This window comes from Arsenophonus endosymbiont of Apis mellifera, from assembly GCF_903968575.1.
Lineage (GTDB): Bacteria > Pseudomonadota > Gammaproteobacteria > Enterobacterales > Enterobacteriaceae > Arsenophonus > Arsenophonus apicola.
On sequence record NZ_CAJCFU010000029.1, the window covers coordinates 53,371 to 67,809 of the forward strand.

Annotated in this window: 14 protein-coding genes and 1 pseudogene; 7 read left to right on the forward strand and 8 right to left on the reverse strand. The window is 35.6% G+C overall.

The features are described from left to right. The first annotated feature begins 9 nt into the window (after positions 1–9). From ftsA to lpxC, 3 genes are all read left to right on the forward strand, one after another. Positions 10–1,266 (forward strand): cell division protein FtsA, encoded by a 1,257-nt coding sequence (gene ftsA, locus H1X92_RS02715; RefSeq protein WP_180558732.1) that lies wholly within the window; start codon positions 10–12, stop codon positions 1,264–1,266. 54 nt (positions 1,267–1,320) lie between these two features. Continuing rightward, a complete protein-coding gene (ftsZ, locus tag H1X92_RS02720; RefSeq protein WP_180558733.1) occupies positions 1,321–2,487 on the forward strand; it encodes a cell division protein FtsZ in 1,167 nt (388 codons plus the stop codon). 96 nt (positions 2,488–2,583) lie between these two features. Continuing rightward, a complete protein-coding gene (gene lpxC, locus H1X92_RS02725; protein ID WP_180558734.1) occupies positions 2,584–3,501 on the forward strand; it encodes a UDP-3-O-acyl-N-acetylglucosamine deacetylase in 918 nt (305 codons plus the stop codon). A gap of 93 nt (positions 3,502–3,594) precedes the next feature. On the opposite strand, the gene H1X92_RS02730 is transcribed toward lpxC, so the two are convergent. Further along, a complete protein-coding gene (locus H1X92_RS02730) occupies positions 3,595–4,113 on the reverse strand; it encodes a DUF721 domain-containing protein (protein ID WP_180558735.1) in 519 nt (172 codons plus the stop codon). Positions 4,114–4,148: 35 nt separating this feature from the next. Here H1X92_RS02730 and secM point away from each other — a divergent pair, with 35 nt between their 5' ends. The 3 genes from secM (at position 4,149) to mutT (ending at position 7,986) form a co-directional block, all read left to right on the forward strand. Next, the gene (gene secM / locus H1X92_RS02735) at positions 4,149–4,652 is read left to right on the forward strand and encodes a secA translation cis-regulator SecM (RefSeq protein WP_180558736.1); all 504 of its coding nucleotides are present in this window, start codon (positions 4,149–4,151) and stop codon (positions 4,650–4,652) included. A 133-nt stretch (positions 4,653–4,785) separates the two neighbouring features. Continuing rightward, entirely contained in the window at positions 4,786–7,497 is a 2,712-nt protein-coding gene (gene secA, locus H1X92_RS02740; protein ID WP_180558737.1) for a preprotein translocase subunit SecA, read from the forward strand. An 87-nt stretch (positions 7,498–7,584) separates the two neighbouring features. Next, positions 7,585–7,986, forward strand: a complete 402-nt coding sequence (gene mutT / locus H1X92_RS02745; protein WP_180558738.1) for an 8-oxo-dGTP diphosphatase MutT — start codon at positions 7,585–7,587, stop codon at positions 7,984–7,986. A 106-nt stretch (positions 7,987–8,092) separates the two neighbouring features. Here mutT and yacG read toward each other — a convergent pair whose 3' ends face one another. From yacG to ppdD, 7 genes are all read right to left on the reverse strand, one after another. Then, the gene (yacG, locus tag H1X92_RS02750; RefSeq protein WP_180558739.1) at positions 8,093–8,305 is read right to left on the reverse strand and encodes a DNA gyrase inhibitor YacG; all 213 of its coding nucleotides are present in this window, start codon (positions 8,303–8,305) and stop codon (positions 8,093–8,095) included. 8 nt (positions 8,306–8,313) lie between these two features. Further along, entirely contained in the window at positions 8,314–9,066 is a 753-nt protein-coding gene (gene zapD, locus H1X92_RS02755) for a cell division protein ZapD (protein WP_180558740.1), read from the reverse strand. Then, positions 9,059–9,682 (reverse strand): dephospho-CoA kinase, encoded by a 624-nt coding sequence (gene coaE, locus H1X92_RS02760; RefSeq protein WP_180558741.1) that lies wholly within the window; start codon positions 9,680–9,682, stop codon positions 9,059–9,061. Before coaE ends, zapD begins: the two co-directional genes overlap by 8 nt. 120 nt (positions 9,683–9,802) lie before the next feature. After that, positions 9,803–10,246 carry a type II secretion system F family protein gene (locus H1X92_RS02765; protein WP_180558742.1) on the reverse strand — a complete coding sequence of 148 codons (444 nt, stop codon included), beginning with the start codon at positions 10,244–10,246 and terminating at the stop codon, positions 9,803–9,805. A gap of 49 nt (positions 10,247–10,295) precedes the next feature. Beyond that, entirely contained in the window at positions 10,296–10,994 is a 699-nt protein-coding gene (locus tag H1X92_RS02770) for a type II secretion system F family protein (protein ID WP_180558743.1), read from the reverse strand. After that, on the reverse strand, positions 10,991–12,430 hold the full coding sequence (locus tag H1X92_RS02775; RefSeq protein WP_180558744.1) for an ATPase, T2SS/T4P/T4SS family: 1,440 nt from the start codon (positions 12,428–12,430) through the stop codon (positions 10,991–10,993). Before H1X92_RS02775 ends, H1X92_RS02770 begins: the two co-directional genes overlap by 4 nt. Positions 12,431–12,445: 15 nt before the next feature. After that, positions 12,446–12,871, reverse strand: coding sequence for a prepilin peptidase-dependent pilin (gene ppdD / locus H1X92_RS02780; protein ID WP_225505826.1), 426 nt, complete (start codon positions 12,869–12,871; stop codon positions 12,446–12,448). 491 nt (positions 12,872–13,362) lie between these two features. On the opposite strand from ppdD, the pseudogene nadC reads away from it, so the two are divergent. Further along, a pseudogene (gene nadC, locus H1X92_RS02785) lies at positions 13,363–14,283 on the forward strand (carboxylating nicotinate-nucleotide diphosphorylase). The last annotated feature ends 156 nt before the right edge of the window (positions 14,284–14,439 follow it).

A 14,439-nucleotide genomic window follows, 5' to 3' on the forward strand; every position in this document is an offset into this window, starting at 1 on the left:
AAATTAACGATGATTAAAACGACGGACAGAAAATTAGTAGTTGGTCTTGAAATTGGAACTTCCAAGGTTTCTGCGCTAGTTGGTGAAATTCTGCCTGATGGAATGGTAAATATTATTGGTGTCGGCAATTGTCCATCTCGAGGGATGGATAAAGGTGGCGTAAATGATTTGGAATCTGTCGTTAAATGTGTGCAGCGAGCTATTGATCAAGCTGAATTGATGGCTGATTGCCAAATATCATCGGTATATCTGGCGCTTTCTGGTAAGCATGTTAGTTGCCAGAATGAAATAGGTATGGTGCCTATTTCTGAGGATGAAGTTACTCAAGATGACGTAGATAGCGTTGTTCATACAGCTAAATCTGTCCGGGTTCGTGATGAACATAGAATTTTACACGTTATTCCACAAGAGTATGCTATTGATTATCAAGAAGGTATTAAAAATCCGGTCGGACTTTCAGGTGTACGTATGCAAGCCAAGGTACATCTGATTACTTGCCATAATGATATGGCCAAAAATATTGTCAAAGCAGTTGAACGCTGTGGTTTAAAAGTAGATCAATTGATATTTGCTGGTTTAGCATCAAGTTATTCCGTTTTAACGGAAGATGAGCGTGAATTGGGGGTATGTGTCGTCGATATTGGTGGTGGAACCATGGATATAGCTGTTTATACTGGTGGTGCACTGCGTCATACCAAGGTTATCCCCTATGCAGGTAATGTCGTCACTAGTGATATTGCGTATGCATTTGGTACTCCCCCCAGCGATGCGGAAACAATAAAAGTTCGCCATGGTTGCGCATTAGGTACTATTGTTAGTAAAGACGAAAATGTTGAGGTACCCAGTGTAGGTGGTCGGCCGCCAAGAAGTTTACAACGTCAAACATTAGCGGAAGTTATCGAGCCACGTTACACAGAGTTGCTAAACTTAGTAAATGACGAGATTTTGAAATTGCAAGAACAATTACGTCAGCAAGGTGTTAAACATCATCTGGCGGCGGGTATTGTCTTAACAGGAGGCGGTGCTCAAATTGATGGTCTAGTCGAATGTGCCCAAAGAGTATTTCATACTCAGGTACGCATCGGTAAGCCATTAAATATAACTGGTTTAACGGACTATGCACAGGAGCCTTATTACTCCACAGCTGTCGGGCTCCTGCATTACGGCAAACAGACTCATCTTGGGAATGAAGCCGAAATGGATAAGCGTACATCAGTGAGTAGTTGGTTTCATAAAATCACTAGCTGGCTGAGAAAAGAATTTTAATTTTGTAAGAAGCAAATCTTCGCTTCTATATAAGGCACAAAACGGAGAGAGATTATGTTTGAACCAATGGAATTAACCAATGACGCGGTGATTAAAGTCATCGGCGTTGGCGGTGGCGGTGGCAATGCCGTTGAACACATGGTGCGTGAACGCATCGAAGGTGTTGAATTCTTTGCTGTTAATACGGATGCTCAGGCATTACGTAAAACAGCAGTAGGACAAACTATTCAGATCGGCAATGGTATTACAAAAGGCTTGGGAGCAGGAGCAAATCCTGAAGTTGGCCGTAATGCCGCTGAAGAAGATCGTGAAGCCTTGCGCAATGCGCTTGATGGGGCAGATATGGTCTTTATTGCTGCTGGTATGGGTGGTGGTACGGGCACCGGTGCAGCCCCTGTTGTGGCCGAAGTTGCTAAAGAGCTTGGTATCCTGACGGTAGCGGTTGTGACCAAACCTTTTAATTTTGAAGGTAAAAAACGCATGGCATTTGCTGAAACAGGGATCTCAGAGCTGTCTAAGCATGTTGATTCGTTGATTACTATTCCGAATGATAAATTATTAAAAGTGCTAGGACGTGGTATTTCTTTGCTTGATGCATTCGGTGCGGCAAATGATGTGCTAAAAGGTGCGGTTCAAGGTATTGCTGAGCTTATTACTCGTCCTGGTTTAATGAATGTGGATTTTGCGGATGTTCGTACCGTCATGTCTGAAATGGGTTATGCCATGATGGGCTCTGGCGTGGCACGCGGTGAAGATCGCGCTGAAGAAGCGGCAGAAATGGCAATTTCTAGTCCTTTATTGGAAGATATCGATTTATCAGGCGCTCGTGGTGTATTAGTTAATATTACTGCAGGTTTTGATTTACGGCTTGATGAATTTGAAACAGTGGGTAATACCATTCGTGCCTTTGCTTCGGATAATGCAACGGTTGTTATCGGTACTTCACTGGATCCTGAAATGAATGATGAGTTACGTGTGACCGTGGTTGCCACAGGAATTGGTATGGATAAGCGGCCAGAAATCACATTGGTGACTAATAAAACAGCCCAAAAATCATCGCTAGAGCAGCGTTATCAACAGATGCAAGGCACAATGCCAGGTATGACTCCGTTAACGGAGGAAAAAACTGCGGCTAAAGTGGTGAATGAACAAAATATGCCGTCAAACAAGGAGCCGGACTATCTCGATATTCCAGCTTTTTTAAGAAAACAGGCTGATTAGTTAACAATTGATTGGTTTCTCTGCTTTTTGTGCTAGAATATCTTGCTAATCCTGGAGTGAGGGTTAGCAAGACAGTTAACGATGTGAGAAAAAACGATGATCAAACAAAGGACACTAAAACGTATTGTTCAAGCGACGGGCGTCGGTTTACATACTGGCAAGAAAGTCACTTTAGCATTGCGTCCAGCACCGGCAAATACCGGGGTCATCTACCGCCGTACAGATTTAAATCCACCGGTTGATTTCCCGGCTGAGGCAAAATCAGTACGTGATACCATGCTATGTACCTGCTTGGTCAATGAAGATGATGTACGTATTTCAACGGTAGAACATCTGAATGCTGCATTAGCAGGGCTAGGAATTGACAATATTATCATTGAGGTAGATGCACCAGAAATCCCGATAATGGATGGTAGTGCTGCACCTTTTGTATTTTTATTGTTAGATGCAGGTATTGAAGAGTTAAACAGTGCCAAGAAATTTCTTCGTATTAAAGAAAATGTCCGAGTTACAGATGGTGATAAATGGGCTGAGCTAGCGCCTTATAACGGATTTAGCTTAGATTTCACTATCGATTTCAATCATCCTGCTATTAATAGTAGTACTCAACGTTATAAACTAGATTTTTCGGCAAAATCTTTTGTTAGAGATATTAGTCGTGCGCGTACCTTTGGCTTCATGCGCGATATTGAATACTTACAATCTAAAGGGTTATGTTTAGGTGGTAGCTTTGATTGTGCGATTGTTGTTGATGATTATCGCGTATTAAATGAAGATGGCTTGCGTTTTGAGGATGAATTTGTGCGTCATAAAATGCTAGATGCTATTGGTGATTTATTTATGTGTGGTCATAATATCATTGGTGCTTTTACCGCGTATAAATCAGGCCATGCATTGAATAATAAATTATTGCAAGCTGTTTTAGCAGCTGAATCTGCTTGGGATATGGTAACGTTCGAAGATGAATCTGAAATGCCTGTTGCATTTAAAACACCTTCGACAATAATAATCTGAGATATATTATTTTAAGCAGGATATTCTATCAATGATACATCAATGGACTATTGTCTCTCTTACATTACTTTCGTTGATGTTTTTTACTCAAAATTAATCTTTATTGCTAGTTGCTTTGGTACTCTCTCCGGCCAATGCAGCTAGCTGCTCTAATTTTTCCTTTAGTTTTTTTGGACTTCTTTTTGCCAGGTTACGAATTGTCTTTGCACTCTCTTTGCTTAGTTTACTTATTATCTGTTTTGATGGTTTTATAGCTATTTGCTGAATTGATAAGCAATTTTCTGAATTTTTAGATGATAATGATGGATTAATCATTATGTTGATTGAAGATAAAGATGGTAAAATAGTGTTACGTAATGTTGAAAGTAGCGTAGGAAGTTCATAGCTTAATCGTGTTTTTCGGCTAGCATTGGTAACTTCTAGAATGAGAATATGTTGACGATAATTAGCGACTCGACACCAAGCTTTTAATTCAACAGGAAGTAGGCTGATAACAGTATTATTGAGTTTAATTAATGCCTGTGCGCGCTGTTGAATAGTTTGTAAGGTATTTGAATCAAAGTTGTTTTCTTTTAACAAAATATTTAGAGATTGGGGATAACTATCGCGCATTTTTTTACTCCAAGTCTTATATTATATGATATTCAATGAATATATTAGATCTTTGGCGACATTTTGGTAAACGATATTTTTGGCCGCATTTGCTATTAGGTATTGTAACGGCCAGTATTGGCATACCCACAACTTTGGCAAAAGTGACTGAAAATATGTCATATACTAGCCAATTATTACCACATTATCAGCAAAATTTAGCATTAGATCATCTACTGGCAGTCAGTAAGTATCGTATTTTTTATAATTGCGGTGCAAATTATTGGCATCAGCATGCTTTACGAAATATGATCCGCCAACTAACTTTTGTTTTCTCAGCTCATGAGACCAAAAAGCAATTGGATGCCAATTTAAGTGCGCGTAACAAACCAATCTCACTTTATAATATGCTCGACACTCTTTATTCTATGGTTAATTTGAGTGTTTTTTATCCTAATGAGCAAAATTTCACCAATTCATTAACACAATCTTCTTATCACATTGCCTACCAAACTGCGCTATGGGTTGCCTGGGGTCAGGGTATTCGGGCTGGACCTTAACACGAATTTCATAGACTTTTGTTGATTTTTATAGCAACCGTTGTTCAACTAAATATATTAATTATATTGGTTGAAACCAAATAATATAGGCGGATTTTAATAAGAGCACCGCCTTAATTGAGAAAAAATATTTATGTTAACTAAGTTACTAACAAAAATTTTTGGTAGTCGTAATGATCGTACTTTACGTCGTTTAGGTAAATTTGTTGATATTATTAATAAGTTAGAGCCTGAATTTGAAAAATTTTCCGACCAAGAACTTAAAGCCAAGACTGATGAATTTCGGCAGCGCCTTAAATCAGGAGCAACATTAGATGATTTGATCCCTGAGGCGTTTGCAACCGTTCGCGAAGCCAGTAAACGTGTGTTTAATATGCGGCATTTTGATGTTCAGTTGCTAGGTGGTATGGTACTTAATGAGCGCTGTATTGCAGAGATGCGTACTGGTGAAGGTAAGACATTAACATCCACATTACCTGCATATTTAAATGCTTTATCGGGTAAGGGTGTTCATATTGTAACTGTAAACGACTATTTGGCTAAGCGTGACGCAGAAAATAATCGACTACTGTTTGAATTTCTTTGTATGACCGTTGGCATTAATTTACCAGGTATGCCTGCGACAATGAAGCGTGAAGCCTACGCCGCGGATATTACCTATGGGACTAACAATGAATATGGTTTTGATTATCTGCGTGACAATATGGCTTTTAGTCCAGAAGAGCGTGTGCAGCGTAAACTGCATTATGCATTAGTCGATGAGGTTGATTCTATTTTAATTGATGAAGCTCGTACCCCATTGATTATCTCAGGACCAGCGGAAGATAGTTCAGATCTTTATAAGAAAGTGGATAAATTAATTCCTCATCTTAAGCAGCAAGAAAAAGAAGATTCAGATACTTTTCAAGGTGAAGGGCATTTTTCTGTTGATGAGAAATCGCGTCAAGTTACCTTGACAGAACGCGGTTTAGAATTAATTGAACAATTATTAGCAAAAGCCAATTTAATGGAAGAGGGCGAGTCACTTTATTCTCCAGCTAATATTATGCTTATGCATCATGTTATGGCAGCCCTTCGTGCTCATGCACTTTTCAGCCGAGACGTAGATTATATTGTTAAAGATGGCCAGATTATTATTGTTGATGAACATACTGGACGCACAATGGAAGGACGTCGTTGGTCAGATGGATTGCATCAAGCCGTTGAGGCAAAAGAAGGTGTTGAAATCCAAAATGAGAATCAGACATTAGCATCAATTACCTTCCAAAATTATTTTCGGCTATATGAAAAACTCGCGGGTATGACCGGTACCGCTGATACCGAAGCTTTTGAATTTAGATCTATCTATAAATTGGATACCATTGTTATTCCAACTAATCGTCCGATGATACGTAATGATTTACCTGATTTAGTTTATATGACTGAAGCGGACAAATTTGCTGCCATTATCGATGATATTCGAGAATGCACTAGCAGAGGCCAACCCGTATTAGTAGGTACTATTTCAATAGAAAAATCAGAGCTAATTTCTCGGGAACTCACTAAAGCTAAAATTGCGCATAATGTTTTAAATGCTAAGTTTCATGAGATGGAAGCAGATATTATTGCTGAAGCAGGGCAGGCAGGTTCAGTGACTATTGCCACTAATATGGCAGGCCGAGGTACAGATATTGTATTAGGAGGCAGTTGGCAGGCAGAAATCAATAAACTTGAGGATGCTAGCCAGGAGCAAATTGATAAAATCAAGACAGCATGGCAAAAGCGTCATGAGGCGGTAATTGCTGCTGGGGGTTTGCATATCATTGGTACTGAACGCCATGAATCTCGCCGTATTGATAACCAATTACGCGGACGCTCTGGACGCCAAGGTGATCCCGGTTCATCCCGTTTTTATCTTTCAATGGAAGATTCGTTGATGCGTATTTTTGCCTCTGATCGAGTGGCAGGCATGATGCGTAAATTGGGTATGAAACCAGGTGAAGCGATTGAACATCCTTGGGTAACAAAAGCCATTGCCAATGCACAGCGTAAGGTTGAAAGCCGTAACTTTGATATTCGAAAACAACTTTTAGAATATGATGATGTTGCTAACGATCAGCGTCGAGCTATCTATTCACAGCGCAATGATCTATTAGACGGTGGTGATGTTAGTGAAACAATTGATAGTATTCGTGAAGATATTATAACCGCAACTATTAATGCTTACATTTCTCCCCAATCTTTGGAAGAAATGTGGGATATTGATGGTCTGCAAAAGCGGTTAAGCAGTGATTTTAGTTTAGAATTACCTATTCAGGAGTGGTTGGATAAAGAACCGGAATTACATGAAGAAACCTTGCGTGAACGTATTCTAGAAAAAACGATTGCAGCTTATAAGGAAAAAGAGGAAATTGTTGGGAGCGAAATGATGCGTAATTTTGAGAAGGGCATCATGCTACAAACTCTTGATACATTATGGAAAGAGCATTTGGCTGCAATGGATTATTTGCGCCAGGGTATTCATTTACGAGGTTATGCCCAAAGAGATCCAAAACAGGAATATAAGCGTGAATCTTTTGGTATGTTTGCAAATATGTTAGAAACTCTAAAATATGAAGTAATTAGTACATTAAGCAAAGTAGAAGTTCGATTACCAGAAGAAGTTGCTTTACTTGATCAGCAAAGACGTGACGAGGCTGAACGTCTTATGAAAAAGCAGCGCCTTAGCCATGAAATTGAAAATGAATCATTGATGTCAAAAACGGAAGCCCAAATGGCGGCTCAAGGCCAAAAAATTGGTCGCAATGAACCTTGTCCATGTGGCTCAGGTAAAAAATATAAGCATTGTCATGGTAGCTTAGGTTAGATTTCAGTTGTTTAAACAATTAAAAATAAGAGCGGAGAATCTATCCGCTCTTTTACTGTACAACTTAAAAAGTAATTAAATTATTTTATGGAAAAAAAACAATTACAGATCGCTGTTGGTATTATTAGAAATGCACAACAAGAAATATTTATTACCCAACGGGCAGCTAATTCACATATGGGTGGTTTTTGGGAATTTCCTGGTGGTAAATTAGAAGTTGGTGAAACACCGGTAGAAGCTTTGTTGCGTGAGCTTAAAGAAGAAATTGGGATAGATGTTATTAACAGTCAATTGTTGCAGGTTGTTGAACATGAATTTCCAGATCGTAAAATAACGTTGCATTTTTTTCTTGTGGATCAATGGGATTGCCAGCCTTATGGAAAAGAAGGCCAATCTTCACGTTGGCTTTTACAAAAATTACTGGTAGCTGAAGAATTTCCACCTGCTAACCAAGTAATTGTTGATATGTTAATCAATAATGTGATTTGAGATGCTTATCTCACAGATAAGTTAAAATAAATAAGTTCATCAAATCATTGTACGTAAGAGTGATGTAATGATGTAGATAAGCGCATAGTGTTTTTAATTTTTAAATTTATTTTTTAATGTGAGGATCATCGGAGATTTCACTCCAATCATCTATTTCAGAAATATTTCGTTGACTTGAGATCCTTTTTTCTTCACCAGCCCATTCACCAAGATCGATTAATCGACAACGTTTACTGCAAAAAGGACGATAAGGACTACTCTCTTGCCAAATAACAATTTTATGACAAGTTGGACATTTTACCGTGAGCTTATCTGGCATAATGGCTCCTAACAACAGGCTAATTTAAATGGTAATTCATCGGGTACAATACCATTTTCACTGTCTTCATGTAAGAAGCGGATTGCAAAACGTGTTTTATGTCCAGAAATCTGAGGATATAACGATAAATTTATCGGTAATTTTATTCGGATCAGATCAGCATTTTCTACACTACCTTGATAGAAGCCATTATAACTTTTTTGATTGGTGAATGTATTAGACTTACGGATCAAATTTAATAGCATATTTAAAGCAGAACGTAATGGAAGGATGCCATCAATCCAAAAGTTAATTCTAGTCTCAATTTCTTTTTTATGAGTATTTAACCATAAATGTAAGGCCGGTAAATCAAAGCTACAACAACCTCCGGGTATACTTAAACGCTGGCGAGCAATACTAATAACTTTATCTTGCCGTAAGTGCTGACCAATACGTGGCGCTTCTCTTAATAATGTGAGATTTTCTTGCAATTCTCTTAGAAGATTTTTAATCAATGTTTTATCTGCATTAGGATCACTGCACCATTGATTAAGTTTATTTTTTTGTTTATCTAATTCTTTAATAATGTCTGCACGTATATCGCTACGATCTAATACTTCGATTAATTCGGAAACGGCACGAAAAAAAGCTAATCCCGTAGCTAATGAGTTGATGTTTTTCAAGTCAATAAGCTGCTGAAGTAAACACTCCATGCGCAGCCAAGAGCGCATTTTCTCATTTAATGGATGTTCATAAATAATGGTAGAAATAGTATTACTCATTATGTGTTTCCTGAGAAGCATTCATAGCTAATTGCAAGTATTTTTGATGTAATTTCGCTATAGTTTCATCAAGTGTTAAGTTGTTATCGTGATTATTAATTATATCATCGGCTTTTTGTAAGCGCCTTGTTCGGCTAACTTGGTTAGATAAAATATTTTTTGCTTCTTGCTGACTAATTCTGTCACGCTTTATTATACGAGCTATCTGTTCTTCTGGTGTTACGTCTATGACTAACACTCGGTTAGCAAGGTGTGCTAAATTATTTTCAATTAATAACGGAACAACCCAAACTACATAAGGGGAGTCAAGTAAAGTTAACTGACGTTGTGTTTCTTGCTGTATTAACGGATGAAGCAAATCATTTAACCAGTTTTTTTCTATCGAATCGCTAAATATTTTTTTTCTTAACTTAGCGCGATTTAAAGAGCCATCGTTATTGAGAAAAGTTGGACCAAAATGTTGTTTTATCATGTTTAAGGCATAAGTATTAGGCATAACAATTTGCCTTGAAATGACGTCTGCATCAATAATAGGCACTCCTAAGGATGCAAATTTATCTGAAACGGTGCTTTTTCCGCTTCCGATCCCGCCCGTCAGAGCAACAATATAGCTCATGCATCCTCTCTTTCAATAAATTTAAAGGGCAAATTCCAAGTAAAGGCCGTTAATTTTTTTAGCTTTATCATAACGGGTTTGAACATAATAATATTTTTATTTTATTGTTACATTGTTTACTTAAGAAATAATATTACCTAAATTAAAAATCGGCAAATACATAGTGAATAATAATCCAGTAATTACAACTGCGAGTATTAGTATTAGCATTGGTTCAATTAATTTTATCTTATTATTAACATAGTTAAGCAGATTATCTTGATACCAGTTAGCTAGTTTTTCTAAAAATAATGTTAAATTGCCTGATAATTCTCCGGCAGTAATAAATTGCAAGCATAGATATGGAAATAGTTTTTCTCTTTTTATACTTTCGCTAAAAGAAATACCTCGCTGAATTTTTTGATATACAGAATGAATAGCATCATGATAAACGGGATGTTTTAGTGTTTTTAATACATACTCGAATCCTTCTAATAATGTTAATCCTGATTTTTGTGTAATATGGAGAGTTTGAAAAAAATAGTAAAGTTGTTGCCAAGCAATAACTTTGTTGAGTAATGGCAAATGTAGGATAAACTTTTGTTCTCGTTTAATTAAATTTGGCGAATGTTGCCTATATATAAAATAACCTAAAAATAAAAACTATGATAACAACGATATACAAAAAATTGTCAGCAATTTTATCAGAAATGGTAATAAGCAATCTAGTTGTTATGGGGAGCTCCGCATCAAATGTTTGATATATTGCTTTAAATTCAGGTAAAACGAAAAAAAACATTAATGAAACCACTACTGAAGCAATAATTAAAATGATACAAGGATACTGTAGTGCTTTAGTTATTTTTTGTTTCAATATTTGTTGTTGTTGAAATTGTTGGTAAATAAGTTGGCAATTTTTTTCGAGATTATTGGTATGCTCACCTATTTCTACTAGGCGATAAATTATTTCTGGAAAAAGTTTAGGATAACGTTTTAAAGTCGAAGAGAATGTTTCTCCTTGTTTAATACGTTTAATGATTTCTGCTAATATACATTTCCAGACGGGCATATTACATTCTTTTTGAATAATATTTAGACTTTGAATTAAAGAAATATTGGATTTAAGTAATACACTAAGTTGATACATAAAATGCAAGCGATAGCTAAGAATTTTTGTGGTATATAGTGCTATTTCTCTGATTTTAATTGAAATAGGTATTAAATTATTTCTAAGAATATATTCAAAAACCTCCTGTTTAGAATGAGATATTTTATAATTTTCTATTAATATTCCCTGTGTGTTAATTGCTCGATATATATAGATAAAATTCACTGAATTATCTCCTGTCCTGTTACTTCATACACTTCTTTTAGTGTTGTTATGCCGGCTTTAACTAGAAGTAACCCAGACGCAAATAAACTAACGAAAGGTATTTTTTCTGTTTTTACTGGTAGCTGATAAAATTGTGTAGCTAGAGTTTCTTCTTTAAGCTCTAAAAATTCATAAATTGCGGTTCGACCTAAATAGCCACCGAAACAATGGTCGCACCCAATAGCCTGCCAGGTAGTAATTTCAGTTTGAATATTATCATATTGAATAGTAATAGGATTTTTTTCATGACGTTTACAACTAGGGCATAATTTTCTAACAAGTCTCTGAGCAATAATCAACTTTACGCAAGAATTTATCAAATGTGGTGATATGCTTAAATTTTCTAGTCGTTCTAATGTGCTTTTGGTTGAATTTGTATGGAGTGTTGATAATACTAAATGCCCAGTTTGAGCGGCTTTTATAGCAATTTCGGCTGTTTTTTGATCTCGTATTTCACCTACCATAATAATATCAGGATCTTGGCGAAGTAATGCTCTTAAGATAGTTGAAAAATTTAAACCTATTTTTTCGTTTACAGGAATTTGATTAACCCCTTTTATCGGGATTTCAACGGGATCTTCAATCGTTGAAATATTTAATTCACTGTGATTAAGGTATTCAAGACAGCTATAAAGTGTTACGGTTTTGCCACTTCCTGTTGGACCGGTAACAAGAATCATTCCTTGTGGCAGAGAAAGTTTTTGTTTTAAAATAGAAAGGAAATTATTTTTTATACCTAATTGTTCTAACGAATAATGGTTTTTAGTATTTAATATCCTTAAAACTATTTTTTCACCATAAAGTGTTGGTAAGGTTGAAATACGGATAGCATAGTGGATATCATGGCTTATCCATTCAAGTTGCCCATCTTGAGGTAGGCGCATTTCTGCAATATTCAATTTTGCTAATATTTTTAATCGAGCAAATATTTCTGCACAATTTTCGACTGGTGGAGAAGGAACATAAAATAATTTACCATCAACTCTAATACGGATTTTAATACCGGTCTTAAATGGCTCTATATGAATATCTGATGCTCGTTTTTCAATGGCAGATGCAATAAGATAATCGACAAAATTTACTGCTGGTGAATTAGGTTTGTCTTCATTATTGATTGCAGGATCATAACGTATAGGTTCTTCTTGTATTTCAACTTCATGATTACAACGATTAAAATAATGCTCAATTTTTTCTTTTGGCCAAATATCATAACAAACAGGAACACTAGAAATAAAACGTAATGCTGTTAATAGTTCGTCATTAGGTTTTTTATAACTGGCAATGGAAAGTTTTTTTGAATTGAATTCGATCATTACAATATCGTGACGATAACAAAGTTTTTTTAATTCATTTTCGATAATATTAAAATCTTTGGGAATAGCTGTTATGTAAGTCATAATAGAGCCCATTATTTAGAATCTGAAAGTGTTTGCACAATGTTTTTTTAATCCGGAATCTGTACTTTCACAAGAAACTTTCCAGCTCACTTGATTTTCTGTTGTAGATAATGTCGGATCTAACGTTATTGTTAAATCTTTCAGTGATTTTGTACCCACAACTTTAATTGTTCCATCTTTCACTTCAATATCACTAACATATTTTCCGGTCTTATTTGTTGGAATTGAAGATACGCCATTGTGGCAACCTGTAAAATGTCCATTTTCAAATCCACACAGTTCGGTATGCATTTTATAAGGCACAATAAATTGCAACATGTCAGTTAGAGAGGCTTTTTGCATATAACTTTTGTAGCTTGGAATACTAATTGCACTAAGAACTGCAATAATTGCAATTGCAACCATTATTTCCATTAGAGAAAATCCTTGTTGTTTCATCATATTTTCCATTATCGATTGAAGGTAATGTGATGATGCGCAATGGTAGGAAAAAATAACAATGAGAAAATGAAATATTAGAATATTGTTCTAAATATTATTTTTTTATGTTGAAAATAAAAAAAATAAATTCGAGCAAATTCACAAATAATTAGTTTGGTTATTTTTTAATGGAATAAATTTTTTAATATTAGTCATCATTTGTAAGTTTGCTTATGACAGGAGTAAATAACAATTCATGCTAGCTAATTTTGAATATATATGTTTGTCATATATTTTGTAAAATATATTATTTGTTTTCTTTTAAGATAAAGAATTTTTATTAGCAAGGTATTTATATTAATTGTACAGTAAAAATCTCTATTTAGATTTTCTATGTTGTAGTAACTTATTAGATTGAAGTAAATTAATCAAAAATTTACTAGAAATATTTATACGATAGTGTGGAGTACAAGTTAGTAATATTTTATTACTGTAAATATTGAGGAGTTGTAATGGTACTTATCAATCATGATATGGAGCGACGTAAGGAACAATTATTAGAACGTTTACATCAAGATATTCCTGCCAATGTTACTTTCGCATTACAGGAGGATTTAGGCGGGAGTATAAATATAGAGAGTGATATTAGTGGACAGCTGCTTGCAAAAAATCAGTTGGCTATTGCTAAAATAATTACTCGGGAAGATGGTATTTTTTGTGGAATGCGTTGGGTAGAGGAAATATTTAAACAACTTGATCAATCTGTTCAGCTTAGATGGCAGGTCAGTGATGGCGATAAAATTAAATCTGGTCAGATGCTTTGTACTATCGAAGGCGATGCCCATATACTGTTAATCGCTGAAAGGGTTGCGCTTAATTTCCTTCAAACTTTATCAGGTGTTGCTAGCAAAACAGCTAGTTATGTTGAGATATTACAAGGCACAGATGTAAAGTTGTTAGATACGCGTAAGACCATTCCTGGTTTAAGGGCTGCGCTCAAATATGCAGTACTTTGTGGCGGTGGTTTTAATCATAGGTTAGGCTTATTTGATGCTTATTTAATTAAAGAAAATCATATTATTGCGGCAGGTAATATTACTTCGGCAATTAAAAAAGCGCGTTTAGCGCATACAAGTGTTCCTATTGAAGTTGAAGTTGAAAATATAAATTAATTGATTGAAGCTGTAGAAGCAAAAGCCGATATCGTTATGTTGGATAACTTTACTATTCCTATGATGAAAGAAGCGGTAATGATTGCTAAGGGAAGGGTGGCTCTCGAAGTATCTGGTAATATCACGCTAAAAACATTAAAAGAGTATGCTAAGACAGGTGTAGATTATATCTCTGTTGGCGCATTAACAAAAAATATAACAGCTATAGATCTTTCTATGAGACTTAATCAGCCATTGGATGATATTGCTAAAATATCTTAGCTATTTATTCAGGCAAAATAATGATATAGCAATGAGTTTTGCTTAAGTCAATATTATGTGGTTAAGTATTTCAATACGTTAACTTGTAAAAATACCAAGATAATATACTGACATTAGTTAAACTTTTTTAATTACTTTATCTATTTTCGAATTAAG

Excerpts from the sequence above, each read along its gene's own strand:
- secM (WP_180558736.1), top strand. The coding sequence starts at position 4,149 with ATGAATATATTAGATCTTTGGCGACATTTTGGTAAACGATATTTTTGG.
- yacG (WP_180558739.1), bottom strand. The coding sequence starts at position 8,305 with ATGCCAGATAAGCTCACGGTAAAATGTCCAACTTGTCATAAAATTGTT.
- zapD (WP_180558740.1), bottom strand. The coding sequence starts at position 9,066 with ATGAGTAATACTATTTCTACCATTATTTATGAACATCCATTAAATGAG.
- ftsA (WP_180558732.1), top strand. The coding sequence starts at position 10 with ATGATTAAAACGACGGACAGAAAATTAGTAGTTGGTCTTGAAATTGGA.
- secA (WP_180558737.1), top strand. The coding sequence starts at position 4,786 with ATGTTAACTAAGTTACTAACAAAAATTTTTGGTAGTCGTAATGATCGT.
- coaE (WP_180558741.1), bottom strand. The coding sequence starts at position 9,682 with ATGAGCTATATTGTTGCTCTGACGGGCGGGATCGGAAGCGGAAAAAGC.
- ppdD (WP_225505826.1), bottom strand. The coding sequence starts at position 12,871 with ATGATGAAACAACAAGGATTTTCTCTAATGGAAATAATGGTTGCAATT.
- H1X92_RS02775 (WP_180558744.1), bottom strand. The coding sequence starts at position 12,430 with ATGACTTACATAACAGCTATTCCCAAAGATTTTAATATTATCGAAAAT.
- mutT (WP_180558738.1), top strand. The coding sequence starts at position 7,585 with ATGGAAAAAAAACAATTACAGATCGCTGTTGGTATTATTAGAAATGCA.
- ftsZ (WP_180558733.1), top strand. The coding sequence starts at position 1,321 with ATGTTTGAACCAATGGAATTAACCAATGACGCGGTGATTAAAGTCATC.
- H1X92_RS02730 (WP_180558735.1), bottom strand. The coding sequence starts at position 4,113 with ATGCGCGATAGTTATCCCCAATCTCTAAATATTTTGTTAAAAGAAAAC.
- lpxC (WP_180558734.1), top strand. The coding sequence starts at position 2,584 with ATGATCAAACAAAGGACACTAAAACGTATTGTTCAAGCGACGGGCGTC.